Genomic DNA, 23,832 nt, shown 5'->3' on the forward strand with positions numbered 1-23,832 from the left:
CAAGTTCCCAAAATTACTATAGTTATCGTTTTTGGGAAATCTGTCACAATGGAACAATCAGGATAATTCTTGCCACGAAATAAAATCTTGCCGAATTTTCCAGTAGTTGTTCTAGTTGTAGTTAATCTTAATTAGTGAGTTCCTTGCCAACTTTTGGTAATCTTAATAAATGCTCTATCTCCGAAATTTGATTTACCATCCCACAGCTTGCCCAACAGCGATTCTCAAATCCATCAACTTAGAACTACCTCCGCAAAAACTGGGTTTGATTATCGGCCCAAGTGGTTCTGGTAAAAGTACCTTATTAGAAATTTTATCTGGACTAGCTGAACCTACATCTGGCGCAGCCTTTTGGCGAGAACAAGAACTCATAGCCGAACAACTTCAACAATTAGCGGGAATAGTATTTCAGTTTCCTGAACGACACTTTTGTGGTGGGACGATTTTAGAAGAATTACGTTTAGGACATCCTGAACTGGGTACAGAGCGAGTTAGGCAAGCATTAAGCGAAGTAGGATTAGATCATTTATCTCTGTCTGCTGCACCTTACGCTTTAAGTGGTGGTCAACAAAGGCGACTAGCCTTAGCAGTACAATTAATTCGCCAACCCAATTTATTATTACTAGATGAACCAACAGCCGGCTTAGACTGGTCAATGCGTCGGCAGTTAGTAAACTTACTAGCCAAACTCAAACAAGACTGGACACTACTAGTAGTAACACACGATGCCGGTGATTTGCTGGCGATCGCAGATTATTGTTGGACACTCAACCACGGCGAACTACAATCAGTAGACCCCGCAACGCTAGAGTCTAAGGCAAAGGAACCACAGCCTGCGGCGTAGGTGGGGAGTGGGGAGTAGGGAGTGGGGAGTGGGGGAAGAAAAGGTAGACAAGGTAGACAAGGGAGTAACCCACCCCTAGCCCCTCCCAGGAGGGGAACAGGGAGCAGAACTATGGACTGTTGACTATTGACTATGGACTAATGACTAACTTATTGCCAGAAATGGCACAAATTTGGCAGCAAACTCTTAATTGGCAACCGACTGACTCACAGCAGGCGCAATTTCAGCAGCTTTATGAGTTAATTTTGGCAGGGAATAGCCAGTTAAATTTAACTCGCATTACTGAACCTCAAGAGTTTTGGGAAAAACATTTGTGGGATTCGCTGCGAGGAATAGCGCCACAGCAACAATTTATCTCCTCTCTCCAAGCGGATGCGTCTGTAATTGATATTGGTACAGGTGCGGGGTTTCCTGGTGTTCCTGTGGCAATTATTGCACCTAACTCTACAATTACCTTGGTAGATTCAACGCGCAAGAAGATTAATTTTATCGATAAAATATTGAGTGAACTGGCTCTTAGTAATGCCAACACTCTTGTTGCTAGAGCAGAAGAAATTGGTCAACAACCACAGCATCGCCAAAAATATGATATTGCTTTAATTCGTGCAGTTGGTACTGCCTCAGCCTGTGCAGAATATACTTTACCTTTATTAAAGCAAGGCGGTTTGGCTGTAATTTATCGCGGTACTTGGACGGAAGAAGAAACGACAGCTTTAGAAAATGCAGTCAAGCAGTTGGGTGGAAAAGTTGAATCAATCGAAAACTTCACAACTCCCTTAACTAACAGCATCCGCCACTGTCTGTATTTGCGTAAAGTAGGAACCACACCAGCTAGTTTTCCTCGCACTGTTGGTATACCCACTCAAAAGCCACTGTGAGCTTAAAATGCCCCCATTTTAAAAATTGCTAATAAATCTTTTGTACTCATATGCGCTCGCTCTTTTGATGATGGGGTGGATGTAGACAATCGCAAATAAGATTCATAGTTAAATTATCTAGAAAATTAACTGCGATCGCCAAGCGTATAATTACAAATTCTCTCATCAAAGCGATGGCGTTCCGCCCAGCGTAGCTGATCGCATGGTTTTTAGCTAGTCACTGCTTGTTTATTTCCATTTCCGTTACTGTCTATACTGGCAACAAATGAGGGTTGCTGTGAACTAGAACTTGGTGACTCGCCTCGGAGTCTCTTGCGGCGTTGATTTTTGGGAACTCCTCCCGCCATGCCATACTCTACACTGCTTCTACCATATTTAACGCCCACTCCCATCAGCATATGCTCTGTCATATCTCCTAATTCACGCTCTGTTTCCAGCATTTCCCGGTACAACTTATCCAGGTTAGCAAGAGCGCTGTTGTATGCGTTTTCTTTAGCTTGCATTGTATTAATTAGTTTTGAGAAGGCAGATAGGGTAAGTCCATTACCTAAATCTAAATTTAGATCAATTGAGTTCATCCCAGATGCACGCCGTACTGCTTTTTTTAATATTGGAGAGCTTCTTTGTCTACGCATGATACACACTGTGTAAGATATTACGGTTGATATTATTTACTTTAAAAAATCTCCGTATCGATCAGCCTGAGAAGATTTTGGCAAATCTGCAACAGCTTTTGCTACAAGCGATAGTATTTATAAATACGCGAATTACTGAAATGAGAAGGTAATTTAACTAAATGAATAAACAAACTGCGGTTTGCTTGCGGAAAACACCAAAATGAGAAAGTATTTTAACTAAATGAATAAACAAACTGCGGTTTGCTTGCGGAAAACACCAAAACGAAAAAGTATTTTAGCCAAATGAGTTAATAAACTGCGGTTTGCTAACTGAATTTATAGAAATGAGAAAGTAATTAGATATCTTGAGAAAGATACAACGATATTTTTACCTATTCTATTAAGAAACACCAAAAAATAAATTATCTCAAATTGATGGTTTGCTAGGGTGCGTCAGTATGAATAATATTTGAGTGCATATAGTTTGGCTCAAAAATAAGAGATGTAAGTGGAAGGACTAAATTAAACCTAACTTGAGATTATCGGGTTTCGACTTCGCTCAACCCTCGTCTAGTCAGCTTATCGAGCATTGAGCGGAGTCGAAATGCGTCTTATAAATAATTATGTCCATCTACTTAGTTAAGGTGTGAGATATTTATCGTACCAAGCTAAATAACGCTCTAGGACATCACGTTGATAACTTGGTTTGCTGATACCGTGAGACTGTTCAGGATAAACTACTAATTGAGTATCAATTCCTAGACTTTTGAGTGCTTGATACATCTGTTCAGAGTTATGTAGGGGTACAGAAAAATCTCTATCACCTCCCATAAATAGTGTTGGTGTAACAATGCGGTCAGCGTGAAGAAAAGGGAAAGAAATTCGTAGCCATACTTCAAGGTTCTTCCACGGTACACCAAGCTCTTGTTCATAGTCATCAATATACTCATCAGTACCATAGGTTGCTAAAATATTTGATTCACCAGCCCCACTGACTGCGGCTTGAAAGCGGTTATCTTGAGCAATAGTGTAATTGGTCAACATTGCGCCGTAACTCCAGCCACCAATTCCTAAGCGTGATGGTGCAGCAATTCCAGTAGTAATGGCATAATCCGCACCAGCAATAATATCTTGAGCGTCTTTGTTTCCCCAGTCTGCATAAATTGCTTTGGAAAAGGCTTCTCCTCTACCTGAACTACCCCGTGGGTTAACACCCACAACGACATAGCCGTGAGCTGCAAACAGTTGCCAATTAAACATAAACTGGTTTGTAAACTGACCGACAGGCCCACCGTGCAGCATTAGCAGTGTTGGGTATTTCTTCCCTGGCTGATAATTAGGTGGCTTGACAAGAAAGCCATGAATTTCTGTACCATCTTTACTTCTAAAGCTGATTTCATCTGTAGCTGCTAAATTTAACTGCGCTAGTAACTGATCGTTTTGGTGTGATATTAAACGCAAATTTTTACCCTTAAAGGCAAAGACTGCATTTGGTTGTTGTGGCGTTGAGGAAAGTAAAGCAATTTTGCCGTCGCGTCCTAAATCAAATTTACTAATCTCTCGTCTTCCTGCAAAGAATCGCTCAATTTTGCCACCAGTTACAGGTATTTTTGCTAGATGAACATTGCCATCATCTTCGATTAAAAATAGTATTGATTTACCATCTGTAGTAAAGCGTGGCTTGGCAACATTGCGATCAAGGTTGGTAGTCAGTAGACGAGGAGTACCACCCTTGGCGGGGATAATTGCAAGATGGTGAATTGCGTACTCAATAAGTTTGGGTGAACCTCCTTGCAAATAAGCAATTGACTTACCATCTGGACTCCAAACCGGACGACTATCCCAATCAGGAGCGGAGTCAGGGCCAATAAAGGTAGTTAGCTGACGGGCTTTGGCTCCCGATTGGGCAGCGATTGCATACAGATCCCAATTGTTATTGCGATCGCTCTCTTGACTACGGTTGCTCACAAAAGCAATATTTTTGCTATCAGGTGACCAAGCAGGTAAATACTCATTAAATGAACCTGGAGTGAGAATATCTGCTTTGCGAGTTGCTAAGTCCAATACATAAAGATGTTCACGACTTTTACCGATAAAACCCGCACCGTCTTCTAAGAAGTGAAATTGATCAATAACAATCGGTGGTGGGGTTTTCTCCTGAGAAGGTGTTTCTGGATCTGGTTTCTCAGCAATTACCGCTAGTTGCCGACTGTCAGGAGACCAGACAAAATCAGTAACATCACCAGCAAAGTTTGATATTTTCTCGGCTTCACCACCTGCTAAGTTGAGCAACCAAATTTGCTGTATTCCCGATTGACGGCTGGAGCGAAAAGCCAGATATTTCCCATCTGGGCTAAACCGAGGATTGTATTCACCATCGTTACTGTTAGTTAACTGTAATGTTTGAGAGCCATCCCAAGAAGTCATGTAAATATGGCTATCTCTGGTATCATTTTTCAGATCGGTGTTAGTTACGGTATAAACAATCCAGTCTCCAGAGGGAGAAAGTTGGGGATCGCTAATTTGGCGAAAGGCAAATTGATCGTCGAGTGTTAACAGGCGTTTTTCTTGGGCTTGAACCTGAATATTAATAGCGCTCATCGTTACTAAAACACTGCAAGCCAAAGCAATATTTGTGAGCTTTTTCATTATATTTTTGGGACAGATACCTAATTTCTTGTTAATGTCATTACCATATGCGGGGGCAATGACGTATTTAATAATACATTGCCATGCTCTATTTTTTATGGCTGGAATTTTTAGTATTCTTTTGGCTCAAATACCGTGGCTTTTACCTATCACCCAATGACGGCGGAAAAACCGCGATAAGGCAGACTCATCTAAGGATAGATAAATTGGGCGACCATGTGGGCAGGTACGGGGGTTGCGGGTGCGCTGCCAATCGTCTAGGAGTTTTTGCATTTCTGGTAAACTCATGGGTGTACCGTTGCGGATGGCACTGCGACAAGCGACGGCAACTAAGGCAGTTTGTAAATCGCCTCCCCAACTGAGTTCTAAAATGGCTTCGGCGCAGTCTTCACGTTGTTGTAACATTGCTGGTAAGTTCCGCACTGCCCAGAGTTGTTCACCGAAAGGTTCGATATCTAAGCCTATGCGTTGTAATTGGCAAACTTGCGCTGGGGATAATTGATAAAGAATAATTGGTGGTTCTACGGAAACTAATTGCCAATTATCAGACAATTGTTCGTATAACACTCGCTCATGGGCAATGTGTTGTTCTACTAGCCACATTCCCCCAGGATGTTCCGCAACTATGTAAGTGTTGCTGACTTGGGCGACGGCTTTTAAGTAGTTCTGAGTGTTGTCTGCTGTATCTGAGTTTTGGGGTGTGAAGTTGTAATTCCCTTTCTCTTCCGCAGCTTTGAGTAGTTGACTTACTCGCGTTGTATGCACAGATTCTTTGATGTTGGCAGAACTAATACGCAAGGCTTGGTTAATTGCTTGAGTAATTTGTTCTTGCCAGTAGCTTAAATCGTTGAGATAAATTTCTGTTTTGGCTGGGTTGCGGTTCCAGTTGATTTGGTCGGGGGAAATGGTGAGATGAAGAAAACAAACAGGATAGCGATCGCGTGGTAATGTTCTATGAAACGCTGCCAAAATTGTTTGTTCTATTTCCGGCGACTTAACCATTCTACCGTTCATTGCAACCCGCACCCAGTCTGGACGATGGCGATGGCAACGATCTGGTAATCCTACTACTAAGGAGACTGTTGACTGTTGACTGTTGACTATTGACTGTTGACTGTTGACTGTTGACTGTTGACTATTGACTGTTGACTGTTGACTATTGACTGTTAAGGGTATTTCTAATTTGACTTCTTGTAAGTCGCCTGGGCGTATTTGGTTGAGGAATTGGGGGATTAATTGTCCTAGAGAGGTGGCGGGGGAAATAGTGAACCAGATGCGGTCATTTTGCCAAACTTGCCAAGTGGTTTGAGGATGACAAAGGGCGATTTGTTGAATTGTGGCTTGTACAGCTTTCATTTGCTGTGTTGTTGGGGGTAAGCCTTGACGACGCGCTGCACAATTAGCAAACAAGTTTGATACTGTGACTACTGTACCAGGTGCGATCGCTGTCGCTTCTACTTGTAAAGCTTTCCCATCATCGCCATAAACTACCCGCCAACCTACACTTTCTGGAGCGCGACTAATAATTTCTAAATCTGCTAAGGTCGTTAAACTATGTAACGCTTCTCCACGAAATCCCAAGCTGTTGATTTTCCACAAGTCTGCACTAGAACGAATTTTACTGGTGCTATGGGCTGAAGCAGCTTGTTGTAAATCATCTAGATTCATGCCGCAACCATTATCTGCGACACGGATACGCCACTGTTGTGGCCATAAATAAACTACAATTCTTGTCGCCCCTGCATCTAAGGAATTTTCTACCAATTCTCGCACCACGGATGCAAAGGAGTCGATTACCTCGCCTGCTGTGATGAGATATACAACTTCTTGGGGTAGAGCTTGGATAGTAGATGCCATAAGTTATAGTTTATAACTTTTGGTGCAGTAGTTTGGGTAATTCGTAATTCGTAATTGAGTTTCTCTAGGCTTGAGTTACTAAACTCTATCACTCTGTTTATAAATTACGTAAGATTGATTACGGTAAGCAACTGGCAGATTTAGTTGGTGTTGAACTTTAGTTACTATGTATGGGGATTTATATTTAACCATTAAAGCTTTTACTTGGTCGGTAGTTAGGCGCTCATAAGCTTCAGTAAGCGTTTCTGGACTGGTGGATGTTAATTTATCAACGCCAACTAAATCACATATTCGTGCATACCATTCTTGGATACCAGATGCAGTTTGAGGCAGAAATTTCCATTTAGCGATGATAGGGCGTTCTGCAAGCCAAGTAAAGTTGAGTAAATCTACAGGTGATGAGATAACAGTAGCATCTTTGGCGGTATTATTTTTTACCCAAGCGTATATATCTTGTGATTCTGGAGTTTCTTCAGTTAATTTACTAGGAAACTGCTTTACATAGTTAATATGCGTTGGTAAGGGCAGAGATAGAGAAACAACATTTATAGATAAAAGCAAACAGCAGATAATGAAAAACTCTTTTTGTTTTGTTTTAACTGTAAAAAAGTGTTGCACAGCACGAGTAAATAATAAACAAGTAAACAGGGGTAACATAATGTCCCCTAAGCGAAAAGGGTAATACTGTAAAAAACGTCCTTGAGAGTCAAAGGGTGCGATCGCCAATCCTAAAACAAAAGGAATCAGACTAATCAAAGTAAACTCAAGCAGTTCTATACAAGCGTTTCTCTGTGTTGATCGCTCCTTGGATGGGCGATAAAGGCAGATAAAAGCAACGCTAATTGGTAGTATCAATAGATAGCCTATCAGCATCAGCCACCAGACTTTATACCAGTGCTGAGGATTTAAGTGATGGGGCAAACGCAGAAATACATATATATAAGATGATGCTAAATTCCCTGTGGGTTTGGGAGTCAACAATTGTTGAATCACAGCCGGCAACACAAATATACTGCCTGTGAAGTACATCAATAGCATCCATCCCCATTCCTTCATCCTGGGAAAACGGGTTTTATATCTAACACAGAACCAACCAATTGCTGTGAGGAATGTATAACCACCTACCAAAACATGAAATGAAGTTGCTAACCCCAGTAGTAAGGCCATCAAGCTATAACGCCGCTTTAGCAGCAATGCGATCGCTAACATGACTAAACCATAAGCGACTGCTTTAGTTTCAAATCCTCCTACTAACCATTCACCAGCTATAGCACCTTGGTTGTCTGTCAGAAATAGTGGCAACGCCAGAAGTAACGCCACCAAATGTAACCCTATCTGCCGCGCTATTAGTACCAATCCCCAAGCAACTAAGCCATAGCAAATTAGCCTTCCTACTATGGAAGTGGTGAGGAATCCCCAACTAACTATTAGCCTGCCGAACAAACTTTGAAATAGCACCCTATAACTAGGGGATTGGTTTAAGTACCAATCCCCCGGAATCCATGTTGGTTCAACATATTGTTTTGCTAGAGGTAATACGTCTACTTCATTCCATGCACTCATATTGTCGCCTAGCAAGAGCCTGAGACAAAGGAATGTCAGCACAATGATAGTGCTTAAGCCTATTGGTAATAAACTTTGCCGATACCAGGATTTTTTTGAGCCTAGTCCTATGAGGTTTTCCCCATACCGAGGCTTTTGTAAATTTTGTTGACTCATGGCTAATATTTTGCTGTTCAACAACAATATAGGTTTTATACTACATAACACCATTGCAGAGAAACTATTTTTCCGTGTATAAGTTTTTATTTATTTTTGCTTTCAATCAATAGTTTTTAACTAACATGAATTATTTCGTCTTAATAACTATGTCTTTAGTTAGATGTAAATATTGTTTAATTAATGTAAATTTAGAGGTTTTTGTTTTTTCAAGCTAAATAAGTAGTTTAGTTACACTAATCAACATGACAGCAAATTATTAGCGTTCTCATCAAGGTAGATTTAATTCAAACATTTTTAATACTTAAAAAGCAAAACTTTTGCTGTTGTAATTACTGAATAATTGACACTATAAATAGTATTTTTTTAGTAAAAAAAATTTTTTAATATTTAATTTTATTTATTTTATTTAATTCAATACTTGGCTATTTCTCGTCTACATTGTGCAAATATTTAAAACTTTATGTATATTAATACACCAAGTAACCAAACAACCTGAGAATAAATATTGACACCAGATGTATAATTAGCGCGAGTTGTCCTGTATAACAAGATAAATTTAAAACTTATCGGTTTTGCGTTCCCCGTACCTGGATAGGAGCATATGTGGCAAAAAGAAAAAAAAGACACTGGCATAGTGAATCTAGTATTATTGTTGACCTTAACGACCGCGCCGATCGCAACAAATATGTTATTGTCAGCGCCGATGCTGGCACAATCGGCAAAAGAAACACCAGCTTTTAAGCTACCGCAAACCGTGGAAAACGGTACGACACTGCGGATTGATGGCTCAACTAGCTTAATAGCAGTCAATCAAAGCCTGAAACAGAGTTTTGAGCAACAGTTCGCTGGAACTAGAGTAGACTTAGCTACTAATGGTACTGAATCTGCGCTCAAAGGCGTGTTAGATGGCAGCATTGATGTAGCGGCTCTTGCTCGTGGTTTGACTCCACAAGAAAAAGCCCAAGGTTTGGAACAGGTGAGATTGCACCGTGAAAAGATTGCCATCATTGTGGGCGAAGAAAACCCCTTCAAAGGCAGCTTAACAGATAGGCAATTCGCCAGAATTTTTCGGGGACGCATTACCAATTGGTCAGAAGTAGAAGCGCCAGCAGGAAAGATTCGCTTTATAGACCGACCAGACACCAGCGACACCCGCCAAACCCTAAGCAGCTACCCAGTGTTTAAAGCAGCTAAATTTGCCACAGGCTCTACTGCTACTCAGGTGAGTGAAGATAGCACTGCCGAAATCGTCAAGCAATTGGGTAAGGACGGGATCAGCTATGCCAGAGCCAATCAGGTATTAAAATTGCCTGGAGTGCGGGTTCTCCAGTTACACGAAACTACACCTGATGACCCAAAATATCCCTTTTCCCAACCGCTAGTATATGTTTATAAAAAAAGTCCTAAGCCATCTGTAGCGGCTTTTCTTGGCTTTGCTTTAGCATCACCTGGGCAAAAGGCGATAGAAACAGCAAGAGTAGCTGAAGCCGAAGCGATCGCCAAAGGTGAAACTCAAGCACCGCTAACAGCAACTAATCCCACTAGCACACCTGGGGCTACAACTTCTCCCGTAGCCGGAACTGAACCGTTCCTCAATTCTTCTCCTAATGCTAATGTTTTTCCTAATGCGGGTACAACTAACAATAATGCAGGTACAACTAATAACCTCACACAGCCTGGTGTAGTTGCTCCTCCAGAAGCGCCTCAATTGGATCGTTCGTTGTTGTGGTGGTTATTGTTACCTGTAGGTGCGATCGGTGGATTATTCTTATGGTTTATTAAGCGTCCATCCGCAACCACAGCATTAGAGAGTACCCCAGAACCCAGTGAGGCGGAAACTCAGAGTGATGCTGCATCTATATCTGAGCCATTAGTAGAAGTTCAAGACAATACCAACAACACCATAATTCAAAACCACAACCCAACGGTAATTCAATCCACAAATACCACGACGATTCAAGAGCCGAACAACCCAACTTTCATTCAAGCCGCAAATACCACGACGATTCAGGAGTCAGACAACAACCCAACTTTCATTCAAACTACTGCTCAAGAGTCGAATAAAATCAATTTAGGTAGTTCCCAAATGACAATTCCGCCTGAACTGGAACAATCACCTTGGGATATGGAAGCACCGGCGGCTGTTGTCAATACTTCCTATCCTCAAATGATTGAAGTACCAAAAACTCCTACTCATGTAGAGCAGCAAACAGCAGATGTCGTCACTCAGATTCAGGAAACACCACCTGTTGAGGAGAACCATCAGCAATTAATAGCAGAAGAATTACCGCAAGCACCAGCAAATTCAGATAACGAAGAAACTGAACTGGCTCCTGTAGCTAACGAAGATACAGAGATCGTAGACTCTCTCCCAGATTTGCCAGATTTCCACGCTATTTTCGCTGATGCAGTAGATGAGGATACGGTAGAACAGACGGTTTATCAGGAACTAATTGATGAAAATGGACAATTAGCAGCTATATTGCCGACATTTAACGATATTCCCGAAGATGCGCTCAATTCAGTAGCAGATGCAGCCGAAATTCATGAAAATGGCATGTTGGATGAAGGAGAATATCTAACTCCATCTAGTGTAGGAACTTTAACCAGTGGCGCAGTCTTAGCAGGCGTAGGAGCGCAAGCTTGGGTAGGAAGCAATCACATTGAGGAAGTTGTGACATCCCAGGTGTCAGCAAATGCTAACGTTCCTGATACAAGTCTACCCACGATATCACCAACAACTGAGTTGGAAAATGGGGAAGAACCAAGTAGCGTTGTCCTTAAACCCCGGAATTCTGAGTGGGCTTACGTTTCTTGGTACGTTTCACCTCATGATCAGCAAAAGCTGCACAATCAAGGCATCTCAGAATTAGCACTACGACTTTATGATGTGACTGAGATTGATTTGAGTTATCAACAACCCCAGCAGGTACAGCAGTATCAATGTGAGCCGGGAACAAGCGATCGCTATGTTCAGATTCCCGCAGGCGATCGCGACTATATAATAGACCTGGGTTACGTTATCCGGGGAGAGTGGGCGAATATCGCTCGTTCTGGTAGCGTTCGTGTCTTCAATAGTCCCTATACAGATCCCCTATTGGCTAATTTGCCAGGATTAGATGCAGCTAGTAGCGTTGTCTTCACGCCTCGTTCTCCCAAATGGGCTTATGTAAGTTGGGATATTTCCCCAGGACATCAGCAATTACTCAGAGAACATGGAATTACTCAGTTAGCACTACGGCTTTATGATGCCACTAATATTGACCTGAGTTACCAACATCCTCAGTTAGTGCAGCAGTATGAGTTTGATGAAATCACCTGCGATCGCTACGTGTCAATTCCTCATAGCGATCATGATTACATGACAGAAGTGGGTTATGTAACCACAAACGGGGATTGGGTAACTATAGCTCGTTCTGCGATCGTGCGTATTTACAATAATCCTCAAGGAGATTTTTGGTTTGTAGCCGATAGCGAATTAATTATTCACGGAGCTACAGATCCCGATGCGACTGTAACTATTGCAGGTAAGCCTGTCACTCTCAAGTCTGATGGAACGTTCCATTTGCGCGTTCCCTTCTCAGAAGACTTGCTAGATTATCTCATTACAGTAACTAATGGAGAACAAAGAAAAACCATCCACAAGAAATTTACTCAAGAAACCTCAGAAAGCTAAAACTTGAGAATATCGTAGGGTGTGTTACGTCCCAGACTAACGCACCCAGATTTTTCTATCTATGCAGCTATTCTAAAAAACCACTTCCTCCCCACCAAACATACAAATAAATTGAGAACAAAAGGTGGAAGCAAAACTATCAAACAATAACCAATAGCATTCCATCCAAACTCTGTAAATTGCCAGCCAGAAGTATTGGTGTAAAGTAAAGTATTCTTCCCTTGCGGTAAGGTTAATACATATTTAGTAATATATACAATTCCCCAACTCCAAACTAAGCAAAAAACTATTCCTCCCATCAATGAACAGATAATACACCGCACCAAAGAAGCGTTTCGCCAAAGTGGGATAAGACATAATACATAACAAAATGCGGCAAACGAGAATGGCACATTTAAAAAAGGAAGTATAACATCATCAGGAGATGTGAGCGCCACAAACATTTCTTGAGAAAGCTTGAGAAAAAAGACATTTAAGAAAGCAAATAAGGCTATTTTTAAATACATTACAAATATTACTAATTTCGTTGTGTGATTTCCAAATAAATATACTCTAATCGCACAGGTTGCCGAGAGATAGCATCGATATGTATACCTTCAAAACGATCAATTATTTCTTTTAAATCTAAAGATTCTGGTAGCCAGAAAGCCAATTCTTTATCATAATATCTATGTGTAAAACCGTAGGTTTGAGCGCGAGCGATCGCCTCTGTCTGTTGTGTAGTTTGCATCAGTAAAACTTCCTGCGCAGGAATTAAATTACGTAACTCTGCTAAACTACCTTCAATTAAAATTCGCCCTTGTTTGAGAATGCCAATTTTTTGACAAAGCCTTTCTGCTTCATCTAGTAAATGAGTTGTCAATAAAACTGTAATACCTTGAGATTTGAGTTGTCTAATTAACTCCCAGACTTCATACCGTGATTCAATATCTAAGCCTGTAGTTGGTTCATCAAGTATTACTAATTTTGGTTGATGTATCAACGCAACAGCAATATTTAATCGCCGTTGCATTCCTCCACTTAAAGTTTCTACCGGGCTTTTTGCCCTATCTAATAAATTGACAGATGCTAGAACTTCCTTAATTTGTTTCTCAGTAGTATTCTTATTTAAACCATAAATCTCTGCAAAAAATCGGAGATTTTCAGCACAGGTTAACGTTTTATATAATAAATTTTCTTGAGGTGCAATACCAATTAGCTTTTTAGTTGATTCAGAAATTGGTTGACCATCAATTTTGACATTGCCACTATCGGCTTTAAGTAAATTACAAATAATATTAATTGTTGTAGTTTTACCTGCGCCATTTGCACCTAATAAACCGTAAATCTCTCCATTAGAAACATTCAAATTCAGATTTTGTAAAACCTGACGTTTCCCGTAAGATTTATTTAAATTACTAATTTTTAGCATTTTTATAAACTGATACTAAATTTTAAAGTAATATTTAATAAATATATTAATTACGAATTATTATAGTCTTTTTTCTACAATTAACATTCTTTGATAGGATAACCAACCACCTATAACCATAACCACAGCAAAGAGTAAAAGGAAATTAAAATGTGAGGTAATTTTATCAAGTGCTACGTTCTGAGATGATACAGCAACAAGAGCCTCATTCATGTGATATATAGGATTAAATCTAGCAATATTTAACAGACTTTGTGGAAACAATGTTGTTGGTAAAAACGCCCCACCTAAAATTAGCAAAGGAACGCCAAAAGCTGCTACTAAAGAATTGACATCTTCAATTCGCCTAGCCAATTGCGTACCCAAAATAAAACCCAAACCAACGTAAGCAGCAATACTTAGAAAAATAATGCTCAAACCTAATAAAATTGAACCCTTGAAAGTTGCACCCCAAAAAGCTGCGATCGCATAAATTAATAAAGCCTGACCGATACCAATGCAACTATGCGCTAGAAAAATACCCAGAAAATAGGATATTCCACTCAAAGGAGAGATAAAAAGACGTTTGAGAGTTTGCTGTTCCCTTTCCGCAACCACAGTAGACACCGTACCACCCAAGCAACTAAAAAACAAAGCTGCACCCACCAAAGTTGAGGGAGCAGCATAAGAAAAAGCATCAGCAAGAGATAATTGCGCTCGTTCGGCTAAAATAAACCCGCTCAAAGTCAGCACAGAAATTGGGAAGATACTCCAAAAAATCAAACTGCGCCTACGGCGTAATAGTTCAATTAAAATGCGTTTGCTAACTGCGATCGTTTCACGCCAGTATTTCATAGGGAGTGGGGAGTAGGGAGTGGGGAAGATGGGGGAGATGGGGGAGATGAGGAACAGGGGAGAAGAAACTAATGACTAATGACTAATGACTAATGACAACTGACCAATTTAAAACTTTTGTCCAGTAGTAAGTTCAAATCTGATTTCTCCTTGGTCGTTCACTCCTAAGTCGCCGCGAAATAAGCCGAAGGAGGAGTTGAGGCGAACTCCTACGCCGTAGCCAAAGCCGCTTCCTGGTTTATTTCTGACTTCACCCGGTTCTCCGATAACTGTTTTACCTGAACCAAAATCTGAGGCGAAATCAGTAAACACAACTCCGCCAAGTGACTCCACTATAGGGAAACGATACTCTACAGAAGCTAAACCATAACTGCGACCACTGGCGAGTTTTCCTGAACTGTAACCACGTACAGAATTGATTCCACCTAAGTTAAAAGCATCAGCCGGGGGGAAATCTCCAAAAATTGTCCCTAGTTGCAAATTGACTGCCACCATTTCTGGATTATCTATGTAATTCTGTTTACCTAACCATGTGACTGGGAGATATTGAATATAGTTTCCCTGGATGCGATTACTAAAAATGTTACCCAGACCTAAAGGTATGGCTTGTTCTGTGCTGAGGGTGAGAATAGAACCTTGTGTCGGGTTGGAGCGGCGATCGCGTAAATCTCTAGTCACAGCAAAGGATAATGTAAATAGGTCATCAATCCCTTTACCACTTACAGAAAGAGGATTACCAAATTCATCAACCTGAGCGACATTGTAATCTTTATCACGTAAGCTAATGCGAGTATAGTTAAGCCCTAAAGCTGCATCCCACTCATCAAAAGAACGCAGTACAGCCACAGAACCACCAAATCTACCTTCCCTGGTTCTGTCGCCGTTAGGTAGTTTCACTTCATCATCAAATGTAGCGGATATGCGGCGATCGCGGAAAGCCCTGACACTATAACCTAAACGTTCTGGTTCCCCCGGACGATAAGGACTAATAAATTGGCTACTAAATTGCACATCCTTACCGCTAACTTGTATATTTGTCGCCAGTTGGTCATTCAAACCACTAATATTGGCATCCCTATAACCTACCTGACCATATAAGCCGATATCATCATTAATACCAGCGCCAAAATTCCAACTAGGATAGCGGCGTTCTTTAATATCATAAATAACACTCACCCCAAAAGGACTGTCTTCTCGATAAGCCCTAACATCAGTGAATGATTCTAGCTTCCTCAATCGTTGCAAATCCGCCTGTAGTGCTTGATCACTATATATCTGACCAGGCTGGAGTTTTAACAAACTCAAAATAAAATCTTTTTGAGTGCGTCCTTCTACAGGTTGTCCTTGGTCATCAACTGACTGGTTGTTGTCATTAAGAAAGCGAATTTGCACATCCTTAACAATTATTTGAGAAAATTCATCCGCTTCAGGAACGCCCACATAATCCCCATATTTGGCATATCCATCAATAAATACAGGAACATTAGCCAGTACTGGCTGGCATTCCCAACTCACTAATAGCCCCACCACCAAAATTACAACTATTGGAACACGCATATTGGCAACTAATTAGTGTTATTAATTTTGCCTCATTTTGGTCGGTATAAGCAACTAATTAGTCATTAGTCCATAGTCAACAGTCATTAGTTTTTCTCCTCTGTTCCTCTGCTCCCCTACTCCCCCCTCTTCCTCATCTTTCGGCTTTAGCCGCAGGCGATGACGAACTATTCTGTTAATTCTTCTGGAGTCAAGTGAGAGTTGACAACTTGTCCGTCTTTAAACCAGACGATGCGCTTAGTTTGACGAGCAACTTCTGGTTCGTGTGTCACCATAACTACAGTAATGCCACCATCATTCAATTCTGTGAAAATATTTAAAACTTCTTGGGTGGTGCGCGAATCGAGTGCGCCTGTGGGTTCGTCTGCTAAAAGGACTACAGGACGATTAACAATAGCACGGGCGATCGCAACTCTTTGTTGTTGTCCCCCCGATAGTTGAGTGGGTTTGTTGTTGAGGCGTTTTTCTAAGCCTACACGAATCAAGGCTTCCGTAGCGCGATCGCGTCTTTCATTTGGGTTGACATCAGCATATACCATCGGTAGCATGACGTTTTCTAAAGCTGAGAGTTGCGGTAGAAGATGGAATTGTTGAAATACAAACCCTAATTTTCTATTGCGGATATGTGCCAAATCTGCATCATTCATTTGCGCCACATCCACATTATCTAAATAATAATGTCCTCCCGTTGGACGATCTAAACAGCCAATAATATTCATCGCTGTAGATTTACCAGAACCAGAAGGCCCCATAATCGAACAATACTCACCCTCATTGATCACCAAATTCACATCATTTAAAGCTTTGACTTCTGTTTCGCCAGTACCATAAATTTTAAAGATGTTTTCTAAACGAATAATTGCTGATTTTGGTACAGGATTAGGAACTAAGGAGTCAGTGAAGGAAATAGTCTTTGCCATAATCATTCAGTTATTAATTTAAGGATAAATATTTATCAGCTATTAAACATTTATTATGTTTATCTTGTCTAACCTACATCAGCCAAAAATAGTGCTTGTGTTTCCACTATAGCTTGGATAAAATCAACCATCTTTCCAAACACTTTTCCTCAAGTGTTTTCAGTTACAGTTCTGTCAACCATCATTAAGCCACAATGTTTTGAAAGCCTGTTTCTGTCAGATGTTCCCTGCTATACATGAAACCCCGAATTATTGTTTGTGGCTTAGGACGAACTGGATATAAAATCTTCCGTTTGCTGAGACAGCAGGGTGCGTTTGTCGTCGGTATTCATCACAAACCCATTCCTGGCGAAGCTGGAGGAGATGTAATTGTTGGTAATCTACATACGGTTGCTACTCTTAGTGCCGCAGGTATTAATCAAGCAAATACTTTAGTGATTGCTGGCTCGGATGATGAAGTGAACTTAGCAATTATGATGCAGGCCAGGGTGTTAAACCCGCATATTCGGATTATTAACCGCTTTTACAATACTAATTTAGGCGATCGCTTAGATCAAACTCTGAGCGATCACTTGAGTATGAGTGTAGTGGGTTTAGCTGCACCGTTATTGACTTTCGCCGCTTTAGGAAATCAAGCGATCGGGCAAATTAAGTTATATGAGCAGACTTGGCCTGTTCAAGAAGAATATATTGATGAAAATCATCCGTGGTGTGGTCGTAAGTTAAGTGATTTATGGGAAAATCCAGCACGAGTAGCAATTTATTATTTACCCATAGAAGGGGAGATAAATTTGGTAGAGGCTGTACTAGGTGAACAATACTTAAAAGTAGGCGATCGCTTAATTGTTGCTATCCAACCCCGTATCCGTTCTACCCGCAAATCCCTAATTAAAAAATTTCTCAAAGTTATCACCAGCCTACGGCAATTTCAACAGCATGGGCAATCAGTCATCGTAGGTGCAATTCTCTTACTAGCAATAGTTATGATTGCCACTATCACCTATATGTCTACTGAATTGAGCCTATCTATAGTAGATGCTCTCTATTTTTCTGTAGGCATGATTACTGGTGCTGGTGGTAATGACAAAGTTGCAGAAAATGCTCCCAACAGTATCAAATTATTCACCATCGTCATGATGCTAGTTGGGGCGGTAGTGATTGGTATTTGGTATGCCATGCTCACCGATTTTGTTTTAGGTACACGTTTTAAGCAATTTTGGGATGCAGCTAGGATTCCTCAACGTCATCATTATATTGTCTGTGGTTTGAGTGGTATCGGTAGCAAAATCGTTCAGCAACTCCATACCAGTGGTTATGAAGTAATAGTCATTGAAACTGACTCCAACAACAAATATGTTAACTCTGTGCGTGGGCTAGGGATTCCTGTCATTCAAGGTGATGCCAGCTTCCGCACCATACTTAAAACCAGTAATGTAGATAGTGCCGCCGCCGTGCTGGCTGTGACTACAAATGATGCTACTAATATAGAAATTGCCCTCAAAGCTAAAGGTTTAGCCCCCAAAATCCCTGTAATTGTCCACTATGCTGATCCTGATTTTGCAGGTATGGCAAAACAATTATTTGACTTTGAGGCTGTGTTAAGTTCAGCCGAATTAGCAGCCCCGGCGTTTGCAGCTGCGGCTTTAGGCGGACGCATCCTGGGTAATGGCATCACAGCCGATAAACTGTGGGTAGCCTTTGCTACTTTAATTACACCTTCACATCCCTTCTGTGGTCATTTAGTTAAAGATATAGCTATGGTCGCTGACTTTGTGCCTTTGTATGTAGAAACAAATGGTATAAGGATTCAGGGTTGGGATTTACTAGCGACCTATCTTAGTGAAGGTGATGTTTTATATTTAACAATGCCAGCAAATCAGTTATATAAACTGTGGCGTGATGAACGGGCTTGTGGAGTTGGAGATTAGGAATTGGAGCCAAGGAACAACTGATGAATTTTCTTAGCACCTTCTTAACAAAAAGTTAGATAATTTTTTCTTTAAAGTAATCACTTCATAGGTGAATAGGTGGTGTTAATATGTCTTAATTCATTTTTACTGAAATGGAACATTTTATACAATACATTCACTTAATTATATTCAGGCTAAAGAGTGAATCTCATTTTGATAAAGAAACTGCCCTATCTAAAATCATTTTAATGTCAGATGGATGTCTTGATATATCTTGTTGCCAAAAACCAAAGCCACCATGCTGATTAACTGCTTGAATCCACTGTTTTAAAGATGAAGTTAAAACTTCATCTTTTACTGTATACTTACCTTTAGTTTCTAGAATTAAGAAACTTCCAGTTCTTAAGCGAATAATAAAATCTGGTCTATACTTATGAACCGCTCCTTCAAATATGTAGAAGATTTCAAATCCAAGATGGTCATTTTTAACCCAAGCTTCAACATTAAAGTTTCTATCTAATTCAAATGCTTGACTAGCTTCCCATGTACTATCGAAAACACAGCAATTTATGTGTGATTTTTGCGTATATTCACATGGCTTACCTGTATACCATGAGCGCATATCACCCGTAGAGCGAATTGGATGAATTGGGTCAAAAACAGGTTCAACTACTTCTGTATTTTCTAAATATATAGCATTCCATATATGTTTAATTATTTTACTTAAATTAAGAGTAATAATAATCCGCCGTCGAATTTCATCTAAATTCAATAAAGGTGGATTAATTCTGATTAAATCTGATTGAACAACGTCTTCAACTAATCTAATCAACTTGCCTAGTAAATATTCTCGATTACCTTTCCATCCAGGTTTCATCTGATCAAAAATATCGCTGGCAGTCTTAAAGACAACTGTCTGCATCCGAAATTCGCGATTTGAATCTTCCAGATTAATATCCTTAATTTTTGTAACATCTGGTTTACCATCAACAAGTGGCGCTAAATCTGCTCTTGTACTCGTGTCAGAAGCCTCTAACTCTAAAGGCTCAACTTGACTTAAATCCAGCTTAAGTTCAGGTTTAAAAATGTATTCAACTCGGATGATATTGGGAAAGCGAATTTCAAATTGTTGCTTTTCTGGATCAGGTTTTATTTCTGTTTTAGGTTTAGGAGGTAAAGGTGTTTTTTCTTGACTTGATTCATGGGGAATAAATGTAAAGGGAACGCCAAAAATATTGACATACTCCGGTTCAAGTAAGTTTGTTTCTGGGTTAAGATCGTAAGCTGTTCTTCTCAAGCCTCTACCTACAACTTGTTCGCAAAGAAGTTGGCTGGTGAATGCTCTAATACCCATAATGTGAGTTACATTTTTAGCATCCCATCCTTCAGATAGCATTCCCACTGAAATAACATTCTGAATTTGTTCTCCTAGTTTACCAACTTGACCAACCGTATCAACCTTTATTCTTAAAAGCTCTGCTTGTTGCTGTTTAGTTAACTTGAGCGTACTCTCTTCATTAGATGTATCATCTTCATTAATATCTAAAGTAATATATTGTATTTCATAACTTTCTTCTTGAGACTCTGCCATTTTCAAAACACTAGAATCTATTTGGAGAGTACGTTCTGGAATGCAAAGTTCTTCTATTTGAATTTTATGATGATTGAAGGCATACCTAATCCGGGCTGCTGTTTCAGTACGATTAGCAACCGAAATCATTACTGGTGGAACTTTATGTCCAGCTTGCTCCCAAGCTTTAGCTGTTTCTAACCAGTCCTTACCTAATAAATAGTAAGCATTAGTGAGTAGATCAGGTAAAGGTTCATTTGGTTTTGCTTTGCGATTCAAATCGTCTTTAACTTCAATATCATTATATATATGATAGTAACGTGATTTATAATCTTTCAAATTAAGTCTACCATCATCACGAATTACAACACGAGGAGTCTTAACTAAGCCTGACTCGATAGCGTCATTTAACCCGAAATCACTAACAATCCAGCCGAACAAAGTTTCCTCCAAACTTTTCTTCCCAGAAGGTACAAAGGGTGTAGCAGAGAAATCAAAACAGGTGAGTATTCCTCTAGCTCTATGGATGCGATCAAGCCCACCAATCCATTTCGTTGCTTCCTCAATATCCTCTTTGCTAATACCCTTTATTTTGGATTCAGCAGCAATACGCCAAGCATGATGTGCTTCATCATTAATTACTAAAATATTTCTAAAACTAGCAAGTTCACCTAAAACATCTCTAACATAAGCCTCGTCACTTTTTGCTCCACGCTTATCTACACTCTTTTTCTTAGCAATTTGTTCGTTAGTTTCCCACTTGAGAGCGTGCCAATTCTGAACTAAGACCTTACCCTGACGCAGCTTATCATACATACCAAGAGGAACAATGTTAAAAATCTCATAATAATTGGTTTTGCTAGATGGAATGATAACTTGTAGGCGATTCTTAACCGTGAGTCCGGGGGCGACAATAAAGATAGCTTTGGAAAAACGAGGATCTCTTGTATAGGTGACTTTATTGAGGATTTGCCAGGCAATTAGCATTGCCATAACAGTAGTTTTTCCTGAACCTGTTGCCATTTTGCAGCAGAGACGTTGAAATTCTCCACCATCAGAGGGAATATCAATACCAACCTTTTCAGATGCTGGAGATTCCACTAACCAGATTAAGGTTTTTATTGCTTCTAATTGGCAAAAGAAGAACGGAAAGTCACGTTCTTCTAAATTGTTCCAATGTTCTAATAAACGCTTCGTAACACCTGTAACACCAGGATGTCCATTCTCACACCAATTTTTGACACGCTGACGTATTTGGTTAACTAAAGGTATTTCAACAAATTTACCAGGATCATCAAAATATTTTGAGTTTTCCGAAGCTATGGTGTAACCTGCGGGTCTTCTACCTTCTATAAGTTGAAACAGACGAGTTTGGTAATTATATTGCAAATACTTTTTTGGCTCCTCGTAAGGGGAATTTATAATAAGCGGGCGAATTTCTGATCGGGTTAACATAGCTTTTTCAATAATCCCTAACAAGGACTCATCATCTTTAATTCGTATTTATACAGTAAGTAGTATGTGCTGTTTGAGAATTCATTAAGTTAATTTTTTTAAGACGATTTCTTTTAATTTCTTTATTTATAGCTGTCGCATTATTCAAAATATCTACTTCATCATTAGTAATTAAATCAGCAGTAGTTAAAGCAGCGGTTGCTACAAGGCAACGATCAACACTCTTGGTTTTATCATTAATAATTTTGGCTATGCCGGTTCTTAATTGCTCTGATGGTTCAATATCTATTATATTTTTTTGTTTGATTAAAATCCAGAACTCAAGGGTATGTTTCTCAAACCTTTGCTCGTCCATATTTTCGATTACTTCTATAAGCTTCCTTTTATACTCAATATCGATTTTACCTGCTTTGTCAATTTGCAGTTGATGTGTAAATGCAAGTCTAGCAAGTAGTATGTCAATATGCCTACCTGTATTCCTTTCTGGATTTAGTATATGTATAAATACACTAGTGTCGATTACAATTGGTATTAATTTAGTATTATTTGTCATTTTTTCCTAATTATATAATATCAATGCTGAGAGCTTCTAAAATATCTGCTCCAAAAAACTTCATAGGAAGTCCTTTTTCAATACTTCCATCTGAGTTAATATCTAAATTTTTTATTTGCACAGAATTATCTTTGATATAAAAATATGCAACTGTGACATCTTTTGAATCCAATTCTCCTGTTGCAATCAGCTTACGCAACCTAATAATGATATTTTCACTATGAGTTTCAATTATGGACGGAACACCTCTTTGTGTCCATAATTCGGCAAAAAAAGAACCCATTTCGAGTTGTGCAGTGGGGTGAATTTGAGCTTCCGGTTGTTCGACAATTAGTAACTGTCCTCGGCTTAGTAAAGCTCCTTGTACAAATATTGGTATACATTGACTAACACCAAAGCCAAAATCAACTAGATAAGATTCTGCACCAGTTAGCTTATTTTTGGCTCGGAATTCAGGAATAAAACCCTTTACTTGAGATTTAAATTTAACTTCCTCAATATCAACAACAGATTCAATATGTCGTAAAACAAAAGCTGCTCTTTCTCCACCCTCTGTAAGCAAACGTTGTAAATGAGGCATAGCGTATTCACCTCTATGTCCAACATCATCCAGGGGGGGACTACCTAATATGACACTTCTTTCTGATTCTTCACGAACAGGTGATAAATGCCGCATGGATATAATTTCATTTCTTATACCATCCAGATAGAGATTATCAAAGGCAGATTTGAGTATCTCTACGGGATCATTTGGAAGAGGAAAGTTAAGAAACCTAGTGCGCCTAATATTTGTTTCTTCTTTATAGATAACTTTTTTTCCACCAATTTTACAACTAACAGTGTGTTGAGCTTGTTTACCAGTATATGGAATACTTCCGTAAATGCAAAAGTCAGCCATTAGATCATTTGTAGTTATTTGTGAATCAACTTTTATACTAGTTACTTTACCTGGAATTTCTTCAGTTTTAAAAGTTAAATTTGTGTTTAAATTAATTGATAGATTAATGCTATTATCTTCTAATTGTGGTATGGCTTTACTTTCTTGGAGTTTTTCTCTAATTTGTTGGATTCTAATATCAGGTAAGTAATTTGTTTTGATATTTAAAGTAAATTGCATTACCTTACTACGAGTCTTTGTATTTTTTAAATCTTTAAAAGTTCCTAGACTAACATGCCGACCCTCAGTAGAAAAAAACTCACCTTCATTAGATTCACTAGATTCTAGAGTCTGCTGGAGCATAAGCAAAAACTTAATAAGTGTGGATTTACCAGCACTATTACGTCCAATTAAAATTGTAATTGGTCTGATATGAACATCTATATCTTCTTGAAATGCTCGGAAATTTTTTAGTTTAATATTGGTTAGCATATGTAAAATT

General features: G+C 39.5%; 17 protein-coding genes. 5 read left to right on the forward strand and 12 right to left on the reverse strand.

Translation table 11 applies throughout. From position 1 onward, the window contains the following. Positions 1-169: 169 nt before the first annotated feature. Together NSMS1_RS03060 and rsmG are read left to right on the forward strand one after the other, a co-directional pair. Positions 170-844, forward strand: a complete 675-nt coding sequence (locus tag NSMS1_RS03060; RefSeq protein WP_224090884.1) for an ABC transporter ATP-binding protein — start codon at positions 170-172, stop codon at positions 842-844. A 140-nt stretch (positions 845-984) separates the two neighbouring features. Further along, complete coding sequence (rsmG, locus tag NSMS1_RS03065) at positions 985-1,722, forward strand: 16S rRNA (guanine(527)-N(7))-methyltransferase RsmG (RefSeq protein ID WP_224090885.1); 738 nt, start codon at positions 985-987, stop codon at positions 1,720-1,722. A 209-nt stretch (positions 1,723-1,931) separates the two neighbouring features. Here the strand turns inward: rsmG and NSMS1_RS03070 are convergent, their stop codons facing one another. From NSMS1_RS03070 to NSMS1_RS03085, 4 genes are all read right to left on the reverse strand, one after another. After that, positions 1,932-2,360 (reverse strand): hypothetical protein, encoded by a 429-nt coding sequence (locus NSMS1_RS03070; protein WP_224095046.1) that lies wholly within the window; start codon positions 2,358-2,360, stop codon positions 1,932-1,934. Between the two features lie 618 nt (positions 2,361-2,978). Further along, positions 2,979-4,988 carry a S9 family peptidase gene (locus NSMS1_RS03075; RefSeq protein ID WP_224090891.1) on the reverse strand — a complete coding sequence of 670 codons (2,010 nt, stop codon included), beginning with the start codon at positions 4,986-4,988 and terminating at the stop codon, positions 2,979-2,981. Between the two features lie 126 nt (positions 4,989-5,114). Then, the gene (gene mutL, locus NSMS1_RS03080; RefSeq protein WP_224090893.1) at positions 5,115-6,845 is read right to left on the reverse strand and encodes a DNA mismatch repair endonuclease MutL; all 1,731 of its coding nucleotides are present in this window, start codon (positions 6,843-6,845) and stop codon (positions 5,115-5,117) included. 78 nt (positions 6,846-6,923) lie between these two features. Beyond that, positions 6,924-8,564, reverse strand: coding sequence for a DUF6798 domain-containing protein (locus NSMS1_RS03085; RefSeq protein ID WP_224090895.1), 1,641 nt, complete (start codon positions 8,562-8,564; stop codon positions 6,924-6,926). A 606-nt stretch (positions 8,565-9,170) separates the two neighbouring features. Between NSMS1_RS03085 and NSMS1_RS03090 the strand changes: the two genes are divergently transcribed. Further along, complete coding sequence (locus NSMS1_RS03090; RefSeq protein ID WP_224090897.1) at positions 9,171-9,308, forward strand: hypothetical protein; 138 nt, start codon at positions 9,171-9,173, stop codon at positions 9,306-9,308. Next, positions 9,253-12,243, forward strand: coding sequence for a DUF4912 domain-containing protein (locus NSMS1_RS03095; protein ID WP_224090902.1), 2,991 nt, complete (start codon positions 9,253-9,255; stop codon positions 12,241-12,243). Before NSMS1_RS03090 ends, NSMS1_RS03095 begins: the two co-directional genes overlap by 56 nt. Before the next feature lie 59 nt (positions 12,244-12,302). On the opposite strand, the gene NSMS1_RS03100 is transcribed toward NSMS1_RS03095, so the two are convergent. From NSMS1_RS03100 to NSMS1_RS03120, 5 genes are all read right to left on the reverse strand, one after another. After that, entirely contained in the window at positions 12,303-12,749 is a 447-nt protein-coding gene (locus NSMS1_RS03100; RefSeq protein WP_224090903.1) for a hypothetical protein, read from the reverse strand. Positions 12,750-12,760: 11 nt separating this feature from the next. Then, on the reverse strand, positions 12,761-13,654 hold the full coding sequence (locus NSMS1_RS03105; protein ID WP_224090904.1) for an ABC transporter ATP-binding protein: 894 nt from the start codon (positions 13,652-13,654) through the stop codon (positions 12,761-12,763). 60 nt (positions 13,655-13,714) lie between these two features. Next, entirely contained in the window at positions 13,715-14,488 is a 774-nt protein-coding gene (locus NSMS1_RS03110) for an ABC transporter permease (RefSeq protein ID WP_224090905.1), read from the reverse strand. Between the two features lie 108 nt (positions 14,489-14,596). Further along, positions 14,597-16,045 (reverse strand): BamA/TamA family outer membrane protein, encoded by a 1,449-nt coding sequence (locus NSMS1_RS03115; RefSeq protein ID WP_224090906.1) that lies wholly within the window; start codon positions 16,043-16,045, stop codon positions 14,597-14,599. Between the two features lie 167 nt (positions 16,046-16,212). Further along, a complete protein-coding gene (locus NSMS1_RS03120) occupies positions 16,213-16,965 on the reverse strand; it encodes an ABC transporter ATP-binding protein (protein WP_224090910.1) in 753 nt (250 codons plus the stop codon). Between the two features lie 236 nt (positions 16,966-17,201). On the opposite strand from NSMS1_RS03120, the gene NSMS1_RS03125 reads away from it, so the two are divergent. Further along, the gene (locus tag NSMS1_RS03125) at positions 17,202-18,893 is read left to right on the forward strand and encodes a potassium channel family protein (RefSeq protein WP_224090912.1); all 1,692 of its coding nucleotides are present in this window, start codon (positions 17,202-17,204) and stop codon (positions 18,891-18,893) included. Positions 18,894-19,083: 190 nt separating this feature from the next. On the opposite strand, the gene NSMS1_RS03130 is transcribed toward NSMS1_RS03125, so the two are convergent. From NSMS1_RS03130 to NSMS1_RS03140, 3 genes are read right to left on the reverse strand one after another with little or no spacing between them, the layout of a single operon-like run. Beyond that, positions 19,084-21,924 (reverse strand): BPTD_3080 family restriction endonuclease, encoded by a 2,841-nt coding sequence (locus NSMS1_RS03130; protein WP_224090914.1) that lies wholly within the window; start codon positions 21,922-21,924, stop codon positions 19,084-19,086. Positions 21,925-21,937: 13 nt separating this feature from the next. Further along, positions 21,938-22,453, reverse strand: coding sequence for a PIN domain-containing protein (locus NSMS1_RS03135; protein ID WP_224090916.1), 516 nt, complete (start codon positions 22,451-22,453; stop codon positions 21,938-21,940). A gap of 10 nt (positions 22,454-22,463) precedes the next feature. After that, entirely contained in the window at positions 22,464-23,822 is a 1,359-nt protein-coding gene (locus NSMS1_RS03140) for an AAA family ATPase (RefSeq protein ID WP_224090917.1), read from the reverse strand. Positions 23,823-23,832 lie beyond the last annotated feature (10 nt).

It is taken from the genome of Nostoc sp. MS1 (assembly GCF_019976755.1).
Classification (GTDB): Bacteria; Cyanobacteriota; Cyanobacteriia; order Cyanobacteriales; family Nostocaceae; genus Trichormus.